The 20,348-nt window shown below is 71.4% G+C and carries 13 protein-coding genes; 4 read left to right on the plus strand and 9 right to left on the minus strand.

Features of this window, described 5'->3' with window-relative positions; all coding sequences use genetic code 11:
• The first annotated feature begins 631 nt into the window (after nt 1-631).
• Entirely contained in the window at nt 632-2,095 is a 1,464-nt protein-coding gene (locus ACFXI3_RS32135) for an MFS transporter (RefSeq protein WP_378404613.1), read from the plus strand.
• A 183-nt stretch (nt 2,096-2,278) separates the two neighbouring features.
• Here ACFXI3_RS32135 and ACFXI3_RS32140 read toward each other — a convergent pair whose 3' ends face one another.
• Complete coding sequence (locus ACFXI3_RS32140; RefSeq protein ID WP_378404615.1) at nt 2,279-3,064, minus strand: crotonase/enoyl-CoA hydratase family protein; 786 nt, start codon at nt 3,062-3,064, stop codon at nt 2,279-2,281.
• Nucleotides 3,065-3,278: 214 nt separating this feature from the next.
• Between ACFXI3_RS32140 and ACFXI3_RS32145 the strand changes: the two genes are divergently transcribed.
• Complete coding sequence (locus ACFXI3_RS32145) at nt 3,279-4,355, plus strand: methyltransferase (RefSeq protein ID WP_378404617.1); 1,077 nt, start codon at nt 3,279-3,281, stop codon at nt 4,353-4,355.
• Here the strand turns inward: ACFXI3_RS32145 and ACFXI3_RS32150 are convergent.
• A complete protein-coding gene (locus ACFXI3_RS32150) occupies nt 4,315-4,803 on the minus strand; it encodes a winged helix-turn-helix transcriptional regulator (protein ID WP_378404619.1) in 489 nt (162 codons plus the stop codon). The genes ACFXI3_RS32145 and ACFXI3_RS32150 overlap by 41 nt on opposite strands.
• 93 nt (nt 4,804-4,896) lie before the next feature.
• Between ACFXI3_RS32150 and ACFXI3_RS32155 the strand changes: the two genes are divergently transcribed.
• A complete protein-coding gene (locus tag ACFXI3_RS32155; protein ID WP_378404621.1) occupies nt 4,897-6,312 on the plus strand; it encodes an MFS transporter in 1,416 nt (471 codons plus the stop codon).
• Nucleotides 6,313-6,790: 478 nt separating this feature from the next.
• On the plus strand, nt 6,791-7,726 hold the full coding sequence (locus ACFXI3_RS32160) for a DUF1702 family protein (RefSeq protein WP_378404623.1): 936 nt from the start codon (nt 6,791-6,793) through the stop codon (nt 7,724-7,726).
• 62 nt (nt 7,727-7,788) lie between these two features.
• Here ACFXI3_RS32160 and ACFXI3_RS32165 read toward each other — a convergent pair whose 3' ends face one another.
• Genes ACFXI3_RS32165 through ACFXI3_RS32195 form a run of 7 tightly spaced genes read right to left on the minus strand, consistent with a single transcriptional unit; the run spans nt 7,789 to nt 20,346 of the window.
• Nucleotides 7,789-9,135 (minus strand): LLM class flavin-dependent oxidoreductase, encoded by a 1,347-nt coding sequence (locus ACFXI3_RS32165; RefSeq protein ID WP_378404624.1) that lies wholly within the window; start codon nt 9,133-9,135, stop codon nt 7,789-7,791.
• Complete coding sequence (locus tag ACFXI3_RS32170; protein WP_378404626.1) at nt 9,132-10,481, minus strand: cytochrome P450; 1,350 nt, start codon at nt 10,479-10,481, stop codon at nt 9,132-9,134. The genes ACFXI3_RS32165 and ACFXI3_RS32170 overlap by 4 nt, the downstream gene beginning before the upstream one ends.
• Nucleotides 10,478-11,005: a flavin reductase family protein gene (locus ACFXI3_RS32175; RefSeq protein ID WP_378404628.1), complete on the minus strand. Its 528-nt coding sequence runs from the start codon at nt 11,003-11,005 to the stop codon at nt 10,478-10,480. The genes ACFXI3_RS32170 and ACFXI3_RS32175 overlap by 4 nt, the downstream gene beginning before the upstream one ends.
• Complete coding sequence (locus ACFXI3_RS32180; RefSeq protein ID WP_378404630.1) at nt 11,002-11,469, minus strand: acyl-CoA thioesterase; 468 nt, start codon at nt 11,467-11,469, stop codon at nt 11,002-11,004. The genes ACFXI3_RS32175 and ACFXI3_RS32180 overlap by 4 nt, the downstream gene beginning before the upstream one ends.
• Nucleotides 11,466-17,324 (minus strand): SDR family NAD(P)-dependent oxidoreductase, encoded by a 5,859-nt coding sequence (locus tag ACFXI3_RS32185; RefSeq protein WP_378404632.1) that lies wholly within the window; start codon nt 17,322-17,324, stop codon nt 11,466-11,468. The genes ACFXI3_RS32180 and ACFXI3_RS32185 overlap by 4 nt, the downstream gene beginning before the upstream one ends.
• Nucleotides 17,321-18,361: an enediyne biosynthesis protein gene (locus ACFXI3_RS32190; protein ID WP_378404634.1), complete on the minus strand. Its 1,041-nt coding sequence runs from the start codon at nt 18,359-18,361 to the stop codon at nt 17,321-17,323. The genes ACFXI3_RS32185 and ACFXI3_RS32190 overlap by 4 nt, the downstream gene beginning before the upstream one ends.
• Nucleotides 18,358-20,346: a CRTAC1 family protein gene (locus ACFXI3_RS32195; RefSeq protein WP_378404635.1), complete on the minus strand. Its 1,989-nt coding sequence runs from the start codon at nt 20,344-20,346 to the stop codon at nt 18,358-18,360. Before ACFXI3_RS32195 ends, ACFXI3_RS32190 begins: the two co-directional genes overlap by 4 nt.
• Between the last annotated feature and the right edge of the window lie 2 nt (nt 20,347-20,348).

Below are 20,348 nucleotides of genomic sequence, written 5' to 3' on the forward strand. Positions count from 1 at the left end.
GGGGACTGTCGGGGTTCCGCTCTCGGACCTTCCCGCGCACTCGACCAGGTGCGTCGAGATCGCTGGGGTGGCGGTACAGACCACCGTGCCCGATCGCTGGAAAGAGACGGAAAGGTGCCACGCGAGCCGGGTCGAAGGCTTGAGGGCGGTCGGTCACAGGCGGAGTCGCCACACCGCGAGCGGGACCCTCGCGGCTGATCGGCGCGCCTGCCGAGGCGATGACGGCGCGTGCGCGCTGGGTCCGGTGCACACGTTTCCGCCGCGCCCGGCGAATATCGCGCGGCCCGGCGGACAAGACGGCTCGGCTGGCCGGTGCCGCGGCCCTGGACGGCGGAACTTGTCTTTTCCGTGCCGCGACGAAATCGGTCGCCGGCTGGCCGCGGGCGCGTCGCTTTCGCGAAGGTCGCCGCACGTGTCGAAGGCACCAGGCTCGCCGCGGAAATCCTGGGCTGATCCGACCTGCTTTTCCGCTCCCGGCCCACCGCCTGGCCCGGAACGGCGTCGTGCGCCGAAGTGAGCAATCACGCGGTAGTGACCGGCGCGCGGTTGCTGTTATCCAGGAAAGGCCGGCCGCGGCGGTGGGGGCCTCGGCGACGGCGGTCTGCCTGCCGGTTGAAAGGAGCTTTCGTCGATGAGCATGCCTTACCACAGACTCCGGGCGAGCGGCGTGATGCTGGCCGGCGCCGCGGTCGCCGCGGTCGCCGCCGTGTTCGGTTTCGTGCGCGACCTGTCGATGTCCTCGGACGGGATGCCGCCGGATGGGATGGCCGGGGACCGACTGCTGCGCGGGATGCCGCTGGGCGAGATGCCCGAGATGTTCGTCGCGTTGGCCGGAGTGCTGATCGCCGGCCTCGGCGCGGCGATGGCGGGCGCGCGGCGTTCCTCGCCGCGGGCGGCGCTTTCCCGGCGCGCCCGGCTGCTGGCTGTCGTCACCGTCACGGCGGCGCTGACGATTGACATCAGCAAGACGTCCACCCTGGGCTTCGTGATCCCGGGGATGCGCGCGGAATACGGGCTCAGCGCGCGGACAGCATCGACGCTGGCGGTGGCGGGACTGGCCGGAACGGCGCTCGGAGCGCTCGTCTTCGGGGTGCTGGCCGACCGCCTCGGCCGCCGGAACGCCTACCTCGTCGCGACGCTTGGGTTCGCAGTCACCGGGGCCTGCGGTTCGATGCCCACCTTCGCGGGCAACCTGGTCATGTGCGCCTTGATGGGTCTCGCGGTCGGCGGCCTCGCGCCGCTGCTGATCACCTCGCTCGGCGACCTGCTGGGCGGAGGGGTCCGCGGTCCGCTCACGATCGCACTGTCGGCTCTCGCCACTGCCGCCGGATACCTCGTGGCTTCCGGTTCGGCACTGTGGCTCGAACCGGTGTTCGGCTGGCGCATCCTGTGGCTCATCGGCGTTCCGACCGGGATCGCGCTGGCGTTGCTGACCCCGCTGATGCCCGACCTCCGGACCGCGGATCTCGCGGAACAAGCGCGCCCCGCGTTCGCGGTCGCGCGCCGGGCACTGACCCGGTGGACCCAGTACGGCTACGCCGTCCTGGTCGGGCTGGTCACGTTCGGCCTGACAACGTGGGTCCCGACCCTGGCGCGGGCGGGCCAGGCCAGCGCGAGCGCCGCCAACGGGATGCTCGTGATCGCCGCGTTGGCGATGGTGCCGTTCGCAGGCGTCGCGGCGCTGCTCTACCTCCGGATCGGCCCGGTGTGGGTGTCGGCGGGACTGGCATTGGTCACCGCCGCGCTGCTGTTCGTGCTCGCCGTGTCCGGCGCGGCGGACACGGTGCCGTGGCTGGTTTCCGCGTCGCTGGTGGCCGCGTTGTTCTCGGTGAACGCGATGGCGGCGATCTTCCTGCCGATCACGGCGGACCTGGCGGGCGGCGAGGCGCGCAGCCGCGCGACCGGCCGGGTGTCGTTCTTCAACCGGATCGGCGGGCTGCTCGGCCCGCTGCTGATCGCCGGGCTGGTTTCGTCGCTTTCGGACGTGCTGGCGGCGATCGCCGTGCTGGCCGCCGCCTGCGCGGTCACTTCCGTTTACCTTGGCTACCGCTACCGGGTGGCGCGAAAAGCGGCCGAACCGGTCCCGGTTTCGTGAACGGCGGAAACCGGGCGAGCGGAGGAAACGGAACCGGGCCGGGCAGCGGACCTCCGCCGCCCGGCCCGGGCATGCTGTGCCGATCATGACTGATCCGACCGCCGCCACGGCCGAATGACTTCGCCGCAACGGTTGCGTGCCGCTTCAGGGCCGGCCTGTTTGTGGCCGGGTCAGTGAAAACGGTCAGCGGCCGAGGAATTCCGGTTCGGTGCGGCTGAGAAAAGCGGTCATGCCGATCCGGGCATCCTCGGTGACGAGCAATTTCTGGATTTCGCTTGCCAGTTCCGCGTGGCAGGCGTCCGCGCCTCGGCGCACGGCCAGCGCCGCCGACCGCATGGTCGCGCGCACGCCCAGCGGCGCCTGCGCGGCGATCCGTTCGGCCAGCTCCAGCGCGCGGGCGCGGTGGCTGCCCGCGGGCGTGACCTCTTGCAGCAGGCCCATCCGGAGAGCCTCCTCGGCTCCGAAGTCGTCGCCGGTCAGCATCCAGCGCATCGCGTTGCCCCAGCCCGCGGCGCCGACGAACCGCGAAGTGGCTCCCCCGAAGGGCAGGATCCCGCCCTTCACCTCGGTCTGGGCGAAACGCGCGGTCTCGTCGGCGATCCGCACGTCGGCGGCGAGCAGCAGTTCGATGCCCAGCGTGAAGCAGCGGCCGTGGACCCCGGCCACCACCGGTGTCTCGCGCTCCTGCCCGCCGGTGTTCCACGGATTGACGAGCGCGGGATCGAGCAACTGCACCCCGTCCATGATCTTGAACGCGACGTCGCCCAGATCCGCGCCCGCGGTGAAATGCGGACCGTCGCCGAGCAGCAGGCCGCACCGCAGTTCCGGGTCGGACTCCAGTTCGGTGTACGCCTCGCACAGCGCGCGGAACATCTTCTCGTCGAACGCGTTGCGTTTGGCGGCCCGGTTCAGGGTCATGACGAAAACATGGCCCCTGCGTTCGGTCAACACCCGTGGTTCGTTGTCCATCGGTGCTCCTCGAAGTGATCTCCGATACTGGAAAGACAATTAACTGTAGAGTGGAGATGTCATTCTGCGCAATGGAAATCCGGGCTGGGAAAAGCGCGCGAGAGAGTGCGCGCGAGATTATGGGAAAAGTGCGCGCGAGAGCAATCTCGGAGAAGCGTTCCCACGCGCGCGCGTGGGAAAGTCCGAGGGGAAACGACCGGGAAGGGGTGTCGCCGTGGCGGACGGATCGGCTCGAAGCAGATTGCTCGCGACAGCGGTGGGCTACATGTCCTCGCAGGCGGTTCACGCGGCGGCGCAGCTGGGCATCGCGGACCTGCTGGCCGACGGGCCGCTCGATCGCGTCCGGCTCGCGCGGGCGTGCGACGACAGCGACGTCGCGTCGATGGACCGGCTGCTGCGCGCTCTCGTCGCTTGCGAGGTGCTGAGCCAGGACGAGCAGGGTCGGTACTCCCTGACCGAGGTCGGCGAGGCGCTGCGGTCGGAGGTGCCGGGCTCGGCCCGGGATTCGGTGCTGCTGTACTGCTCCGAGCCGGTGTGGCAGGCCTGGTCGGGTCTGCGGGAAAGCGTCCGCGCCGGAACGACGGCTTTCGCGGCCCGGCACGGGATGGGTGCGTTCGAGTACTGCGCGCGGCACCCGGAAACCGCGCGGATCTTCCACCGGGCGATGGCCGAGGAGACCGCTGCCCTTTCCGCCGGGGTGGTCGAAGGCTGCGATTTCGCCGGGGTCGCGACAGTCGCCGACGTCGGGGGCGGCAACGGGACCCTGCTCGCCGGGATTCTGCGGCTGCTTCCGGGCTTGAGCGGCGTTCTCGTCGACACCGAGCACGGCCTACGGGACGCTCCCGAGGTGCTCGCCGGGGCAGGGGTGGCCGACCGGTGCGAAATCGTGGTCGCGGATTTCTTCGACCGCGTGCCGGCTGCGGACCTCTATCTGCTCAAGAGCATCGTGCACGACTGGAGCGACGAAGACGCGAGACGGCTGCTCGCCTCGTGCCGCCGCGCGATGCGGGACGACGGCACGCTGGTGCTCGTCGAACGCGTCATGCCGGCGCGGCTGCCGTCGGCGCGCGACCCGCTGATGGTGCGGAATCTGCTCAACATGCCCACCATGATCGGCGGAAGGGAACGGACCGCGGGGGAGTTCGCCGAGCTGCTCGCTGCCAGCGGCTTTTCTCTTGCGGGGAGGGACAAACTGCCCGGTTCCGACGACCATTGGCTCCTGCGGGCGCTCCCGGCGGCGTCCGGCGAGGTCACTCCGCCGGACCGGATCGGGTCCAGCCCGGCGCGTTGACCTTGAGCGTGACGTCCTGCCGGGCGGCCTCCTCGCCGCAGTGCCGGCAGACGGTAACGACATCCAGCTCGTGCCCGCATTCGTGCACGAAGGTGACCGGCGGGTCTTCCGCGAGCCACTTGTCGCCCCACCGGAGCAGCGAGTGCAGCACCGGGGTGAGGTCGCGCCCGGACTCGGTGAGCCAGTACTCGAAGCGCTCCGGGCGCTCGAGGTATCGGCGGCGTTCGACGATCCCGGCTTCTTCCAGGCCGCGCAGGCGCGCGCTCAGCCGGTCGCGCGGGGCGCCGGTGTTGCGGGCGATCTCCCCGAAGCGCCGGTTGCCGTAGCTGATCTCGCGAATGGCCAGCAGTGCCCACTTCTCCCCCAGCAGCTGCAGGGCGGCCGCGACCGAACACGGCCGGCCGGGCATCGCGGACCAGTCGAAGGCCAAGGGCTGCGAAAGCGACATTCCTCAAGGTTGCCACAGATTGCCCGCGGCGATAGCCTCCACCGCATGATGGTTGGAGAATCAAATCTACTGCCGCGGGCTGTCCGTCCCGGCGTGGTCTTCGCGGTCGTGGCGTCCGCGGTCGGGATGTCGAACCTCGACCTGTTCGTGGTCAACGTCGCGCTGCCGGCGATCGGCCACGACTTCCGGAACAGTTCGCTGGGGACGCTTTCGTGGGTTCTCAACGGGTACGCCATCGCGTTCGCCGCGTTGCTGGTGCCGTTCGGCCGGGTCGCCGACCGGCTCGGCCACCGGTCCGGTTTCCTGCTGGGCATCGTCGTGTTCACCGGCGCCTCCGCGCTGTGCGCGCTGTGCCCGTCGGTCGGCTGGCTGATCGGGGCCAGGGTGCTCCAGGCGGCGGGGGCCGCCCTGCTGGTACCGACCTCGCTGGCCCTGCTGCTGGCGGCTACCCCGCCCGAACGGCGGCAGCCGATGGTGCGCGCCTGGACGGCGGTCGGCGGGGCGGCGGCCGCGCTTGGCCCCCTGCTGGGCGGCGTGCTCACCCAGGCCGATTGGCGCTGGATCTTCCTGATCAACGTCCCGGTGGGCGTCGTCTGCCTGACCGCTGGCCTGCGGGTGCTGCCGAAGACCGAATCCAAGGAGGGCGGGCCGAAGCCGGATCTCGTCGGAGCCGCGCTGCTGACGCTGGCCGTCGGCGCGCTGGCGCTCGCACTGGTGAAGGTGGGCGACTGGGGCTGGGGTTCGGCCGCCTTCCTGATCTCCGCGGCGGTGACGGTCGCGGCGGTCGTGCTGCTCGTCCTCCAGTCGAACCGGCATCCGGCCCCGGTGATCGAAACGTCGCTGCTGCGCGTGCGCGGGTTCGCCGCGCCGACGGTGGCCGCGACCCTCTTCACCGTGGCGTTCGCCATGATGCTGCTGTCGATTGTGCTTTGGTGCCAACAGGTTCTCGGCTACTCGTCGATGCTGACCGGCTTCGCGGTCGCGCCGGGGCCGTTGATGGTGCCGATCCTGGCCTTCGCTGTCACTCCGCTGGCGAAACGCCTCGGCGGTACAGTCAAGGTCGCGGTGCTCGGAATCGTGGCTTTCGCGGCCGGGATCGTCTGCTGGACGCTCTGGGCGGATCCGGTGGAGCCCCAGTACTTCGCGCAGGTGCTGCCCGGGATGATGCTGACCGGAGTCGGCGTCGGCCTCACCCTGCCCGCCCTGATCGGCACGGCGGCGACCGTGCTGCCGGCCAACCGGTTCGCGACCGGCTCCGCGATCATCCAGATGGCCAGGCAGGTGGGCACCGTGCTGGGAATCGCGGTGCTGGTCAGTGTGCTCGGCGGCAACAGTTCCCTCGATGCAGCCGCGTTGCCGCGGTTCCGCACTGGCTGGGTCGTCGTGATAGCGGTGTGCGTACTCGCCGGGGCGGCCGCGCTGACGCGGCCGGCGGCGAAGCCTGCGGTCGCGGAGCCCGCGCCTGAGCCGGAGCCCAAGGCGAGTGCGGATCCGTCAGACGCGCGCTGAGCAGCGGTGGCGGCCGGGCGAGGACGGCGGTGGAGGAAGCCTTGCCACTGGGCGGAAACTCGGGGTGGCTGGCGGCGACGGAGCTTTCGGCGCGGCTGCGTTGCCCCGGTTCCGGACCAGCTGAATCGGTCGCGGCGGTGTGCGTGCTCGGCCTGCCGGACGCGGGCTGAGCAACGATGTCGGGAACTTGCTCATCCGACCACAACAGGCCGACCCTGAAGCAGCACGTAACCGTTGCAGCGAAGTCATTCGGCCGTGGCCGGATGAGCGATGATCGGCACGGCAAGGCGGTGCCGCAGGTGTGGTTGAGTGCGTCTGCCCGGGTGGAAGGCCGGGATGGACCTTCGCGGCGCCAGTGCGGCCGGCGGGAGCGTGGTCTGGCGGCTCAACTTCCCGGTATGGGGCTGAGCAACGTCCGAGAAGCCCGGCGCGGCGGCGGGCGACGAGAATCGGGGCGACGACTGCCGAGGAGGAAACCTTGCTACTGAGCGAAAAACTCATCATCAAGCCCAGTGCGCTCGACTTCCCCAGCCGGGGCTACCGGCCGGGGAGGCCGGACGTCAGGACAGTGCTCGGCGCCCATTCGCAGGCTTTTCTGGGCGGCTACAACGCGGCCGTGGCGGCCTCGGATCCGGTCTCCGCGCTCCGGCGGCTGGTTATCCCCGCCGCGGAACGGGGATTCGCCGTCGAGGGCGGCGCGATGGCCGCCGTCCTGCTGGACATGCTGACGCTGTCGCGGGGCCGCCGGACGCGCGAGCTGCTGGCCGCGGAAGGCGACCGCTACCGCCACTTCGTCCACATCGGCGCCGGCTTCGCCATGGGCAAGCTGAGGTGGCGCGGCTGGGCCGGGCTCGGCGTCCTCGACCCGTTGCTGCGCTGGCTCGCCTTCGACGGCTGGGGATTCGCGATCGGCGCGCTCGGCGACGACGCGCGCGTGCGGGAACTGGCCAGGCACCGGCGGGCTTGCGGCGTGCGCTGCGCGATCCGGCACCAAGGCGTCGGCCGCGCGGTCTGGTTCATCGAAAGCACCGAACCGGAAAGCATCGCCGGCCGCATCCGCAGCTTTCCCCGCCACCACCACGGAGATCTCTGGAGCGGCGTCGGTTTCGCCGCGACAGTGGCGGGCGGCTGTGCGCCGGAGGACCTCGGCTGGCTGCCCGAGCTGGCCGGCGAGCATGTGCCGCACCTGGTGCAGGGCACCGCATTCGCCGCCGAAGTGCTGACTCGCGCCGGTCTGGAAACCGAGGACGTCCAGTCCGTGGTGAAAGCCCTCGCCGGCGTCGAACTCGCCGAAGCCGCATCCTGGTCGGTGCGGGCCAGGGCCGGCCTCGAACACGCGGGCGCCCGCGCCGAGGACCATCAGCTGTGGCGGAGCCGCATCCGGGACGAAGCCATTCGTTTCGCCGCACGCTGACCCGAAACTGAGGAGCCCGCACTTTCCCCGGGAAAGTGCGGGCTCGCGTCTTCCGCGGAGCGTCAGCCGGTGCGGCTGTACCGTTCCGGTTCACGCCCGCGCCGAACGCCGTAGTGGTCGCACAGGGTCCGGCCGGTGTACTCGTGCCGGAACAAGCCGCGCTCGCGCAACAGCGGGACGACCTGCTCGGCGAAGTCGCGGAAACCCGCGGGCAGCAGAGACGGAAAGACGTTGAACCCGTCGGCGGCCCCGTTGAGGTACCAGCGCTGGATTTCGTCGGCTACCCGCTCCGGGGTGCCCACTACGGCGAGGTGCCCCCGGCTGCCGCCGACTTTCGCCAGCAGTTGGCGCAGCGTCGGCTTCTCCTTCTCGATCACCGCGCGCATCAGCACCGACCGGCTCTGGTAGGTCTGCACCTGGTCCAGCGGAGGCAGCGCGTCCAGCGGTTCGTCGAGCGGACGGGTGCTGAGGTCGACGCCGAGCACTAGGGAAAGCCGCCCCAGCAACGTCTCCGGCACGACCAGCTCCGCGAGTTCCGCGGCCAGCCGCCGGGCCTCGGCCTCGGTGGACCCGAGCACCGGGCTGATGCCCGGCAGCACGACGACGTCCTCCGCGGTCCGGCCGGCAGCGGCCGCCTGCCGTTTCACGTCGCGGTAGAACGCGGCGGCGGGCTCGAAGGCGGGCTGTGCGGTGAAGACGACCTCGGCGTGCCGGGCGGCGAACGCCTTGCCGGCCTCTGACGATCCCGCCTGCGCCAGGAGCGGGCGGCCCTGCGGGGAGCGGGGCAGGTTGAGCGGCCCTCGGACCCGGTAGAACGGTCCCTCGTGGGCGAATTCGCGCACGAGTGCCGGGTCGACGTACCGGCCGCTCGTCCGGTCGCGGATCAGCGCTCCCTCGGCCCAGCCGTCCCACAGGGCGCGGACCGCGGCGACGAAGTCCTCGGCGCGCTCGTAGCGCAGGTCGTGGTCCTCCAGCGCGGTCTGGCCGAAGTTCTGCGCCGAGCGTTCGGCGGCGGTGGTCACGATGTTCCAGCCCGCCCGGCCGCCGCTGATGTGGTCCAGCGAACTGAACATCCTGGCCAGGTTGTAAGGCTCGGTGTGCCCGGTCGACGCGGTGCCGACAAGGCCGATCCGCTCGGTCGCCGCGGCCAGCGCGGCGAGCATGGTCATCGGCTCGTACTCCTGCGGGGCGCTGTACTCGAACGACTCGCCGACCGCGAGCGAGTCGGCGAGGAACACCGAATCGAGCCGCGCTTCCTCGGCGCAGCGCGCGAGGCCGGTCAGGAAGGGCACCGAGTTCACCGGGTCGCCGGTGCACCGCGGATGCCGCCACGCTCCGCTGTAGTCCTCCGAGCCCAGCAGGAACAGGTTGAGATGCAGTTCCCTGGCCCGTCCGTCGATGTCGTTCATCGCAGTCCTCCGGAGAATTCGTTCAGTGTCATCGGCAGTTCTCCGCGCACGCGCAGGGAGAGGTTCGCCTGTGCCCGGTCGCGGTAGCCGTCCGCCGGCGTCGGCCGGAACCGCCGGATGACGGTCGCCACGCACAGCACCGCCTCCAGCATTCCCAGCGTCGAGCCGACGCACGCCCGCGGGCCTGCCCCGAACGGCAGGTAGGCGTACCGCTCCCGCTCGGGACGGCACCCGGTGAACCGGTCCGGGTCGAACCGGTCGGGCGACCGCCAGAACCCCGGGTGGCGGTGCAAGGTGTACGTGCAGATCAAGGTGTCGGCGCCGGCCGGCACCGCCAGCCCGCCGATCTCGTCGCCGGCAATCGCGCGGCGCGGCAGGATCCATACCGGCGGCCACAGCCGCATGACCTCCTCGATCACGGCCGTGGTGTAGGTGAGACGGGCGAGATCGTCGCTGGTGGCCCGCCGGTCGCCCAGCACCCGCCGCGCCTCCTCGCACAGCCGGTCTCCGACCTCCGGATGACGCCCGACCATCAGCCACGTCCACGCGAGCGTGCTGGACGTGGTTTCGTGCCCGGCGAGCAGCAGCGTCACGAGTTCGTCGCGCAGCCGCCGCCGCGCCGCCGCCGGATCTTCCGCCGCGTCGGCGGCGTCGAGCAGCCTGGACACCAGGTCCTCGCCGCGGTCGTGCTCTCGCTCGGCGGTCAGCGCCGTGACGGTCCTCCCCAGTTCGCGCTGGGCGCGCCGGAACCGCAGCTGGCCGGGCAGCGGCAGCCACTGCGGCACCGAACCCAGCGTGATCATCTCGAACATGGCCTGCTCCTGCACCGCGGCGAAGGCCGGTTCGATGCCCGCGTACGGCCGCAGATCGGTGTCGAGCAGGACCCGGCCGAGCACGCTCAAGGTGAACCGGGTCATCTCCGACACCATGTCCGCCGGCGCGTCGTTGTCCCGCCGCTGCCAGCGGTTCACGAGATGGTCGGCCTCCTCGGCCACCGCGCCGGCCAGCCCGGCTATCCGGGTGCCGTGGAACAACGGCTGCACCACCCGGCGCTGGCTCTTCCACAGCGCGCCGTCGCTGGTGAGCAGTCCGTTGCCGAGCGCTCGGCGCGATTCGACGAGCCCGATTCCCTTGCGGTAGTTGGCGTGGTTGTCCCGCAGGACGTGCTTCGCGTGGTCGGGATGGTTGAAGAAGTACATCGTTTTCGGCCCCATCCGGAACCGCATCGCGTCGCCTTCGGCCGCCAGGGCGCGCATGAGCCCCAGGCGGTCCCGGCCCGCCGCGGCGAGCGCCCGCCAGCGTCCCGGCCCGGCCAGCGGGGGCAGGCCGGGAGCCGCCGGGCTCATCGGGGCTTTCCCGCGGGCACGGCCGCCGCGGCAGGCCGCGGCGGCCCGAGCCGGCCGCCGGAGAACAGCAGCGGTTCGCCCGGTCCGGCGGCGGCGGCGAGGACCCCGGCAAGGAAAATCGTGTGATCGCCGCCCGGATATTCCGCGGTCACCTCGCATTCCAGCGAGGCCAGCGCGCCAGCGAGCAGAGGCGCGCCGGTCCGCGGCCCCGCCGTCCAGCCGACGGCTTCGAACTGCGCCGGCCCGACCGGGCGCCGGGAGCTGGCGAAGTACCGCGCGGTCTGGTCCTGGTCCGAGCCGAGCACCGACACCCCGAACGCCCGCGCCTGGCGGAGCACCCGGTGCATCCGGGCTGTCCGGGCCACGCACACGAGCACCAGCGGCGGATCGAGCGAAACCGAGGTGAACGCGTTGCAGGTCATCCCGTGCGGAAGGGCTCCGGCCGCGGACACCACCACCACGCCGGTGGCGAACCGGCCCAGCACCGCTCTCAGCTCCTGCTGCCCGGGAAGACCTCCGGTCACGACCCGCCTCCGGCCGCCGCGGCCAGCCGCGTCTCCGCGGCGGCCTGATACGGCTCCAGCGCCCGGCGCAGGGCGGGCGGCACCCGTACCGGAGCGACGCCGCCTGCCCCCGACCGCATGCACGCCACCCGTTGCCTGCCGGTCGCCACCAGCTGCTCCAGTCCGTTGTCGAGCCGGATGTAGTCGAAGCCGAACAGGATCTGTGTCTGGGTCAGCTCGTGCAGCCGCAGCCGGATCGCCAGTTCGTCGAACGCGGTGATCTCCGCCAGGTAGTCGCATTCGCAGCGGAGGGTGAACAGCTTGAGCCCGTCCCGCAGGTCGTCCAGCACCTCAGGCGCCTTGTCCCGCAAGAACATTTCGCGGCAACGGCCCTGCCAGCGCAGGAAATTGACGTAGTACACGTTGCCGACCAGATTGGTCTCCTCGAAGCCGACCACGTGGTGGTACTCGAAAAAATCGCTCATCGTCGCGCTCCCGGTCCTGCCGTGTCGGATATCGCTGCGCGGTTCGCCGCGGCGGCGAACACGACGGGCCGCGCGGGGTCGGCCAGCACAGTGCGGAAAGTCGCCACCCGAAGCGGACCGGCGGCGAACAGCACCCAGCCGGGCGGCGCTCCGGCGTCGAGCACCAGCGGTTCGTCGACCGCGCGGCCCGCTTTCACCAGGCACTCGAGCGCACTCCAGACTCTGGTCGCGGCCAGGGATTCCGGCTCGCCGGTCTCCCGGGCCACCAGTTCGGCCAGCCGGTGCCGGTCCGGGCCCAGCAGTCCCGCCCAGTCCGCGGCGGACCGCTCGGCGACCGGTTCGACATCGCAGCCGAGCGGCCCGTCGCCGAGCACCGCCAGCGCGACCCCGGCTCCGTGCGCGAGCGAAACTCCGCTGACGCCGGGAATCTCGGGTTTGCCGTCGGGCCGGTGCCGGACCCGCACCGCGCGGCCGAGTGCCCGTCCGGCGGCCCGGGCTCCTGCCTCCGCCCGCTCGCCGGCGCCTTCCGGCTCGACCGACACGGCCATGGGCGCGCAGCCCAGCACCTCGGGCAGCCTGCGTTCGAGGTACGGGCCCACCAGGGGCGGAAGCCACGGTCCCGTCCCGTCCTGCTTGCGCACCGCACGCAGCTGCAGGCCGTCCCAGCGCTCGACCACCCGGCCTTCGCTGTCGTGCAGCTCCACGTCGTACAGGTAGGTGTCGCCGTCGCGGCTGCGTTCCTTGGCGTAGAGCGACAACGTGTCCTGTCCGATGCGCGGCCGCGTGTGCCACAGGCGTTCGATCCCCACCGGGAGCAAGGTGGCGTCCGGCACGCAGCATTGGACAGCGTGCATGAGCGCGTCCCGCACCCCTGGGTCGCCGAGGACGAGGTCCTCCGGCAGGAACATGCCGAACCAGTCTTTCCTGTCCTGCACAGCCAGTTCGGCGACGCATCCCCGCGCCGCCAGCGCGCGGTAGCCGCGCACCCGCTGGAAACGCTTGCCCTGGAAGAACAGGCTGCCGTAGAGCTGGCTGTCCGGATCGATCGGCACGGCAGGCGGAGCTTCGGCACCGCGGCCGGCGCCGGGATGCGCCGGGCCGGGCCCCGGCGGTGGGACGGCGAGCCGGCAGGTGGCCCGGAAGTGATCGGTCAGGAAGCCGGTCTCGCTGCTGCGCACGACCGTGTCGACAGTGCTCGAATCCCGTACCAGTGCGGCGATCCGGATGGTGGTGGCACCGTCCGGCGGCACGGTGACCGGCCGCAGGAACTCGACGTTCTCCCACGTGCAGACGTCCGGCGCGCCGGCGGCGGCCATTGCCGCCTGCGTCATCGCTTCCAGTCCCAGTACGGCCGGGAACAACAGGCTGCCGTCGAGGAGGTGGTCGTCGAGATAGGGGTCGGCTGCGGAACTCAGCTCGGCCTCGGTCACCACCTCGATTCCCGGGTAATGGACCAAGGCCCGGTCGGTGAAGCGCCACAACGGCAGTTCCTCGTGCTCCAGCTGGACCGTCGGCATCCCGTCGAGCCGCCCGGAGACCACCGTGACCGCCGGGCTCGCCGGATCGGCGGCCAACCGCCGCAGGACGGCCACCCCGGTGTCGGTCGAGATCGGTGTGATCCCTTGCCGCAGCAGCGAATCCACCGCGCCCAGCTTCTCGCCCATCCCGACCCCGGACCACACCGACCATTCGATCGCCAGGCAGGTGCAACCGGGGTTTTCCTGTCCGAACCGGACAGTCAAGGCGGACATCCACTCGTTGGCCGTCGCATAGTCGGCCTGGCCGGCCAGGCCTGCCCGGCCGATGACGCTGCCGAACGTGACCAGCAGCGTCAGCCGGGCCGGATCCACCGCGGCCAGCACGGCGCGCAGACCGTCCACCTTCGGCCGCACGGTGGCGCGGAACGCCTCCTCGTCCAACGCGGACAGCGGACGCGGCACATTGCGGCCGGCACCGTGGAGCACCGCCGTCACATCGCCGAGCGCTGTGCCGAATTCGGCGACCGCCGCGGCGACCTGCTCGGGCACGGTGACGTCGGCGCGCACGTAGCGATAGCGCACGCCGGCCGCGTCCAGGCGTTCGAGGTTCGCCGCGAGTTCGGCGTCCTGCGCCGGATCCGCACGGCCCAGCAGCGCCAGGCTCGCCCCGGAATCGGCCGCCAGCGCGAACGCGCACTCCGCGGTGATCCCGCGACCGCCGCCGGTGACCAGCAGCACGCTGTCCGGGCCGAGGGGCAGCTCCGTCGCCGACGGAGCGTCCAGCCGCTTGAGCACCGGCACCTGCCGGACGCCGCCGGCGTAACGCACTTCGGCGAAGCGGCGGGTCGCGGCGACCTCGGCGACGGTCAGCTCCACGGCGTCCGGGCCGGGCGGGAGGTCGACCACGGTCGTGAGGATGCGCGGGTCCTCCAGCACGAGGGTCTTCGCGAAGGCCGCCGCGCCCCAGCCGCATTGGACGAGCACGAACCGGCTGTCCGCGGGCTCGGCGAGGGCTGCCTTCGCGGCGGCCAGCAGCAGGTCGAGTCCGTCGTCCTCCTGCCCGGCCGGCAGGCAGACCAGGACGCCTTTGCCCAATCCGGCTGTTTCGAGAGCCTCGCGCAGCGGCTCGGCGAACTCGTGCCCGTCCGGTGCGAACAACTGCCATTCGGCCCGTTCGCCGTTGCCGGCGGGCGGCCGGGCCACTGGCGCGGTCGTCTCCATGGAGACCGCAAACGGCCGGACCCACTGCGATACCCCGGCCACCACCTCGCGGTCGCCGTCGGCAGCGGGACTGAGGGCGAGTTCGTCGAGCGCGGTGGCCAGCTCGGCGACCGTGGCAGTGGCGAAGCTGGACGGGGGAGCGACGCTGGTCCGGCCGAGTTCCCGCGCGGCCTCGCTGACTATCTGCCCCACCGTGATCGAACTCAGGTGCAGATCGTCCAACGGCCTGCCGTCCGCCCTGACCGCTTCCAGGGGCAGTTCCGTCCGGTCGGCGATGAGCTGCCGGAGCACATCGACGCTGCTCGGGGTCTCCGCCGCTTCCTCGGCGATCTCGCCGGGGTCGCCCGCAGCTTCCGGTGCCGGGATCGCGGCGGCGTCGGCCGGTCCGGCCTCGATCGGGCCCGCGTCGCCGGTGCTGCCGAACTCCGGCGCGGCTTCGCAGGGATTCGCGAAGAACCGCAGCGGCCGGTCCGGATCGAACGGCTTCGTGAACCGTCCGTCGAACAGCATCCCGGTCCGCACCGGCACCCCTAGCGCGATCGCCGCGCCCACGGCGCGATGCAGCCCGCTCAGCGACGGGCTGTCGACGTCGAGCGCGATAGCGGGCACGTCCGCCGCCGCCTCGGCCAGTCCGCTCAGCGTGTGCCCCGGCCCGACCTCGAGCAGCAGGTCCGTTTCGGCCGCCGCGAGCCGGACTGCCTCGGTGAACCGCACCGGCAAGGAGACCTGGTCCCGCAGCAGGTCCACGATGTCGGTTCCGCCGTCCAGCGGGGCCCCGGTCACCGTGGACAAGACGGTCTTGGCGGGCGCGGTCAGCCATTCCCCGGACAGGTGCTCGGCGAGCGTTTCTGCAGCCGGTTCGACCAGCGGCGAGTGGAAGGCGTGCGAAACCGGCAGCGGCGTGAACGCCAGGCCTTGCCGCCGAGCGCGCGTCCCGACCCGGCGCACCGCGTCGCCAGGACCGGACACGACAGTCTGCGCGGGACCGTTGTAGCCGGCGATGACCACGGGCTCGCCGGTCAGCAGCGGCAGCACCTGGTCCGCTGAGGCGGCCACGCCGGCCATCGCGCCGCCTGACTGCCCCAGTTCGCTCATCGCGCGGCCGCGCACGGTCGCCACGCGCAGAAGAGTCTCCTCGTCGTAGCTGCCCGCCCAGTGCAGGGCGGTGAGTTCGCCGAGGCTGTGGCCGAGCGCCACCCGCGCTTCGATGCCGAGCGCGGCGAGCAGCCGCAGCCCGGCCAGCGAACTCGTGACGATCCGGGGCTGCGCGTGCGCGGTGTCCACGTGATCGGCCGAGCACCGGGCCGGATCGCGGTAGAGCTCGCCGACCAGCTCGGGGAACCGGCGGCGCACCGCGCCGCCCGCGCCGCCGCGGTCCGATCCCTGGCCGGGGAAAAGGAAACCGATCCGGCCCGCCCGGCCGGTCTCGCCGAGAAAGACGCCCTGGCGCGGGTTCAGCACCCGGGAGCCGCCGCTGTCTATTTCGGACAGAAGCAGGGCGAGCCCGGCCGCCGCGCTCTCAGGAGAGGACACCGCCACCGCCGCGCGCCACCGGCCGCCGGCTTCGCCGTGCAAGACCGCGGCGAGGTCGCCCAGTTCGGCGAAGGACAACCTCGCCGCGATCGCGGCGACCTTCGCTGCCCGCTCGCGCAGTTCGGCCAGGTCGGCTCCGCCGAACAGCAGGAGTTCGCTGTCCTGGGCCGACCGGACGAGGATCGACGCGCGTTCCGGCATCGGCTCCGGCGCCCGCGCCGAGTGCGCCGCCTCCAGCACGACGTGCGTGTTGATCCCGCCGAACCCCATCGAGGTCACGCCCGCCCGCACCGGGCGGTCCTCCGGCCACGGCTCGCCGGTGTCGGTCACCCGCAGCATGGGCCGTTCACCGGTCAGCGCTTCGTGCGGATCGAGGCAGCCCGCGGTCGGCGGGATGATCCGCGACCGCACCGCCATCGCCGCTTTGATCAGCCCGGCGACCCCGCACGCGGCCTTGGTGTGGCCGATCAACGCCTTGATGCTGCCGACGGCCGCGGGCGAGGGCGCGGTCCCGCCCGCGCCGCGCTCCAGCGACAGCGCGCCGAGTTCCACGTCGTCGCCGACCTTCGTGCCGGTGCTGTGCCCTTCGAACAGTTCGACGGTGTCCGGGCCGAACCCCGCGATCGCGTAGGCCCGCCGCATCGCCAGCCGGTAGCCGTCGATCATCGGGCGGGTGATCCCGCCCCGGCCGTCGGACGAGACGCCCCATCCCGCGAGCAGCCCGTAGGGCCGAAGGCCGCGGGCCGCCGCGTCCTCCTCCCGCATCAGCACGACCATGCCGCAGCCCTCGCCCGGCCAGAACCCGGACGATTCCCTGTCGTAGACCCGCATGTCGGTCGCGGTCACCGCGCCGGTCTTGGCGAATCCGACGATCTCGAACGGGTCGATGCTGAGGTCCACGCCGCCCGCGAGGGCGACGTCGAAGTCGCCGGAGACCAGCCCCCGGCAGGCGGTGACGACCGACAGCAGCGAGGACGAGCACGCACCGTCCACTGTGTACCCGCCGGCCCGCAGGTCGTAGTGGTTGCAGATCCGGCCGGCGATCGTATTGGACAGCCCGCCCGCGAGCGTGTCCTCGTCGATCGGGGGAAAGGGTTCTTTGTACTGCTGTTCCAGCCGGTTCAGGAACTCCTCGAGTCGCGGTCCGGTCCAGCCCTGCTCCCGCAGCGTCGCGCCGACGGTCCGCCGGACATACGGCCAGCGCAGCCGCATCAGGTTGGCGCGGGCGAACTCGCCGGTGAGCGTGTTGCCCACGACCACGCAGGTGGTTTCCGCCGGGAGACCCGCTCCCTCCGGGAATCCCGCGTCCGCGAGCGCCCGGGACGCGACGTCGAGTGCGAGCCAGTGCGTGAGGTCGGTCGACCGGTAGGTGCGGCCGGGCACGTGGAAACCGACCCGGTCGAACTCGTAGCCCTCGATCACCGCGGCGTTGCGGCAGTAGAACCGGTCGGGAGCCGACCGGTCGCCGGAGTAGTAGTCGGCCGAGCGCATCCGCTCGTCGGGCAGCGGCCGGAAGGCCCGCCGCTGGCTCAGCACGTTTTCCCAGAGTTCGGCGGGCGACGCGGCGTCCGGGTAGTGGCAGGCCATGCCCACGATGGCGATCCGGTCTCGGTGTGCGGTCATGACGCGGTTCCTTCGGTGAGGGCTGCCGCGCGCTGCCGGGCGTGCCGCCGATACGACACCACGGTCCAGCCGAGCCCGCGGAGGAGACAGACGACGGTGACGGCGAAGAACAGCGTGTAGACCACGTTGAACACCATCAGAATCCCGTAGACGAGTCCGACACTGGCCCCGAACACGAATTGGTGGCGCGGCAGGACCGGCGTCGTTCCGGGGTCGGTGATCATGTAGTTGGTGAAGAGAATGAACGCCACCCCGGTCATCACCGCCAGCGCGGAGACCAGTGCCGCGTCGAAGAACCAGTGCCGCAGCAGCGCCTGCGCGGCGAAGGACAGCACCCAGCCCGCGATGAGCGGCAGCTTGCCGGTCAGCATTCCGTTGATCGCCGTGCCCGCGACCAGGATCAGGCCGGGGATCACCCACCGGAAGAAGCCGCCCGCGTACTCGGTGAACTCGTACGGCGGCGCGATGCTGATCCAGGAGAACAACAGCAGCGACACCGTGATGCCGAAGTTGGACGGATTCATGAAGTGCCGCATCCGGCCGCGGATCATCGTGCGGAGCACGTATTTCTGGCCGACGGCCACGACCACGGTGAACAGCACCGGCCACAGCAGGGAGTTCGCGTAGACCAGCATGTTGCAGGCGAGCGCCGTGATATGCGCCGGCAACAGGAATTCGACCATCTTGCGCGGTCCGCCGAGATAGCCGGGACGGCGGTGGTAGGCCCACGCCGAGACGGTCTCCAGCACCAGATCGGTGACGTATCCGGCGGCCACCGCGAGGATCGGCCACAGCCAGGGCTGCTCGAATCCCAGCACGGTGTACCCGAGCACGTTGAGCACCGAGATGGAGACGGCGAAGTTGCGCAGTGCCAGATAACGCTTGTCGGGTCCCGCCGCGGGGGGCGCCGGCGCGGGAGCCGGGCCCGCGGAAGGAGCTTCGACGCGCGTCGCGCTCGCCGCCGTAGTCCCGTCCGGCTCGATCGCCGGAGCGTTTCCCGGCGGAGCGATCGAGCCCCGGTTCGCGATTTCCGTCATCGGACCGGTACCTCCTTGGCCTGCGCGCCGAGCAGCATGTCGTGCCAGCCCGGGCTGATCCGCATCGTCTGGTCGTGGATCACACCGCCCTTGTCGCGCCAGCGCAGCTGGGCACTGACCGGGGCGGCCGACGTGCCGAGACCGGTGAACACGTCGAAGCTGCGCTTGCCTGAATGGCCGCTTCCGCCGTCCACCTGGCTCAGGTGCACCCGGCCGTCCGCGGTGGTGATCCGGACCTGCGCGCCGATCGCGGGCGTACCAGGGCCGCGCAGATCCCCGGCTGAGCCGGCCCCGGCGTCCGTGGGCAGGTACAGGCGCAGCCCTACGAACTTGTTCCCGGTCGGATTGTCGTTGCGGTAGAAGGAAGGAGCCTCCCACTGGCGGGCGATCACCAGGTCCTGCGCGCCGTGCCCGGTGGTGTCGCCGATCCCGAAGCCCCGGGTGGGCGACGGCGCCCCGAGCCCGATGTCCTGGCTGATGTCCACGTAGTGGTCGCCGCCCTGCTTGGCGTAGAAGGCGAGGTGCTGGTCGCCCGCGATGTCCGAGCCCGCCGGGAAATTCGGCCAGAAGGACGGGTCCGCCAGCAGTTCGTCGTTGGTCATGGCGAGTTCCTGCAGCCACGCCCACCGGTTGGTCTTCCCCTTGACGAAGCCGGTGGCCTGCACGATGGACAGGTCGCCGCTGTTGTCGAAATCGGCCATCTTCGCGTCCCAGCCCCAGCCGCTCTGGGCCAGCCCCATCGGCCAGCTGTGATCCTGCATCGGCGTCCTGCCCCGTTGCAGGGCTGAGCGCATCTCGCCGTCGTCGCGGGTGTTGTCGAGGAACATCAGGTTGCTTTCCTCGAGCCCGAACGAGGTCGTGATGTTGCTGACGAACATGTCGAATTTCCCGGTGCCGCGCAGGTCGCCGAAGTCGACGCCCATGCCCTTGAACGAATCGTGACCGGCCACTTTGGACTTCGGAGTGGTCGCGTCCGGTGCGCCGTACACCGGCGCGAACTGGATGCGCCCGGGAACAGACGTGTTGTACAGGAAGCGGTCCGGACCGAAATCGTTGCCGATGTAGAGCTCCGGCAGCAGGTCCCCGTCGAGGTCGGCCGCGGCGGCCGACAGCGTCCAGCCGAAGTCGACGTCCCGCGGGATGGCCGTCGGCTGGGGGTCGAAGCGCACGGTCGGGTCCGGCCCGTTCGTGGCCCCGCTCCAGCGCAGGACCTCGCCGCGACCGGCGTTCTGCGCCAGCGACATGGAATGCTGCATCACCACGTCGTCCGGGCCGTTCGGATCGAGCACCGACGATTCCGGGAAGTAGTTCCCGATGAAGACGTCGGGGTGCCCGTCGCCGTCGAAGTCGGCGATCGAGGCGGCGTTGCTGTTCCACCGCGGGCCGTGGTAGCCCGGACCGGAGCCCGACGGCTGAGCGACCAGCTCGACCGGCCGGTAAGCGCTGAGGGAAAGCTTGTCCACTCCGGATTTCGCGAGGTACACCACCGGGGTCCGGCCCCAGTAGTAGACGAGCACGTCCATCCGGCCGTCGCCGTTGAAGTCGCCGGGGACGCAGCCCATCGGAGCCATCTTGTCGTCCATCGGCAGGGCGGGAGCCGGGTCGAGGACGAACGGCGCGTACCGGTTCCCGCTTCCCGGGGCCGGGGTCACGACGACCTGATCGGACCGCGGGTCGACGAGGCAGAGGTCGTTCGGCAGCCCGTCGCCGTCGAGGTCGTTCATCGCCGCCCCGGCTCCGACCGACGAGATCCACGCCTGGATGTGCTGGTAGGCGGGGTTGACCTGGCGCACGGTGCGATCGGGACGGTAGCCCGCGGGGAAAGCGATCGGCAGCTGCGTGAACTTGACCCTGGCGGCGGCCGCGGCCCGGTCCTGTGCGGTGACGGCCGGCGGCTTGGCGACGGTGAACACGCCCGCCGTCAAGGCCAGCGCGGCAAGCACGGGCGCCGTTCTCCGGATCCGCCGGTGATTGGCTGGCGACATCT

This window comes from Amycolatopsis sp. NPDC059235 (assembly GCF_042754125.1).
GTDB classification, from domain to species: Bacteria; Actinomycetota; Actinomycetes; order Mycobacteriales; family Pseudonocardiaceae; genus Amycolatopsis; species Amycolatopsis albidoflava.

Bases quoted from the DNA above. Each gene is read 5' to 3' on its own strand.
- ACFXI3_RS32135 (WP_378404613.1), top strand. From the start codon at position 632: ATGAGCATGCCTTACCACAGACTCCGGGCGAGCGGCGTGATGCTGGCC.
- ACFXI3_RS32140 (WP_378404615.1), bottom strand. From the start codon at position 3,064: ATGGACAACGAACCACGGGTGTTGACCGAACGCAGGGGCCATGTTTTC.
- ACFXI3_RS32150 (WP_378404619.1), bottom strand. From the start codon at position 4,803: ATGTCGCTTTCGCAGCCCTTGGCCTTCGACTGGTCCGCGATGCCCGGC.
- ACFXI3_RS32165 (WP_378404624.1), bottom strand. From the start codon at position 9,135: ATGAACGACATCGACGGACGGGCCAGGGAACTGCATCTCAACCTGTTC.
- ACFXI3_RS32170 (WP_378404626.1), bottom strand. From the start codon at position 10,481: ATGAGCCCGGCGGCTCCCGGCCTGCCCCCGCTGGCCGGGCCGGGACGC.
- ACFXI3_RS32180 (WP_378404630.1), bottom strand. From the start codon at position 11,469: ATGAGCGATTTTTTCGAGTACCACCACGTGGTCGGCTTCGAGGAGACC.
- ACFXI3_RS32185 (WP_378404632.1), bottom strand. From the start codon at position 17,324: ATGACCGCACACCGAGACCGGATCGCCATCGTGGGCATGGCCTGCCAC.
- ACFXI3_RS32190 (WP_378404634.1), bottom strand. From the start codon at position 18,361: ATGACGGAAATCGCGAACCGGGGCTCGATCGCTCCGCCGGGAAACGCT.
- ACFXI3_RS32195 (WP_378404635.1), bottom strand. From the start codon at position 20,346: ATGTCGCCAGCCAATCACCGGCGGATCCGGAGAACGGCGCCCGTGCTT.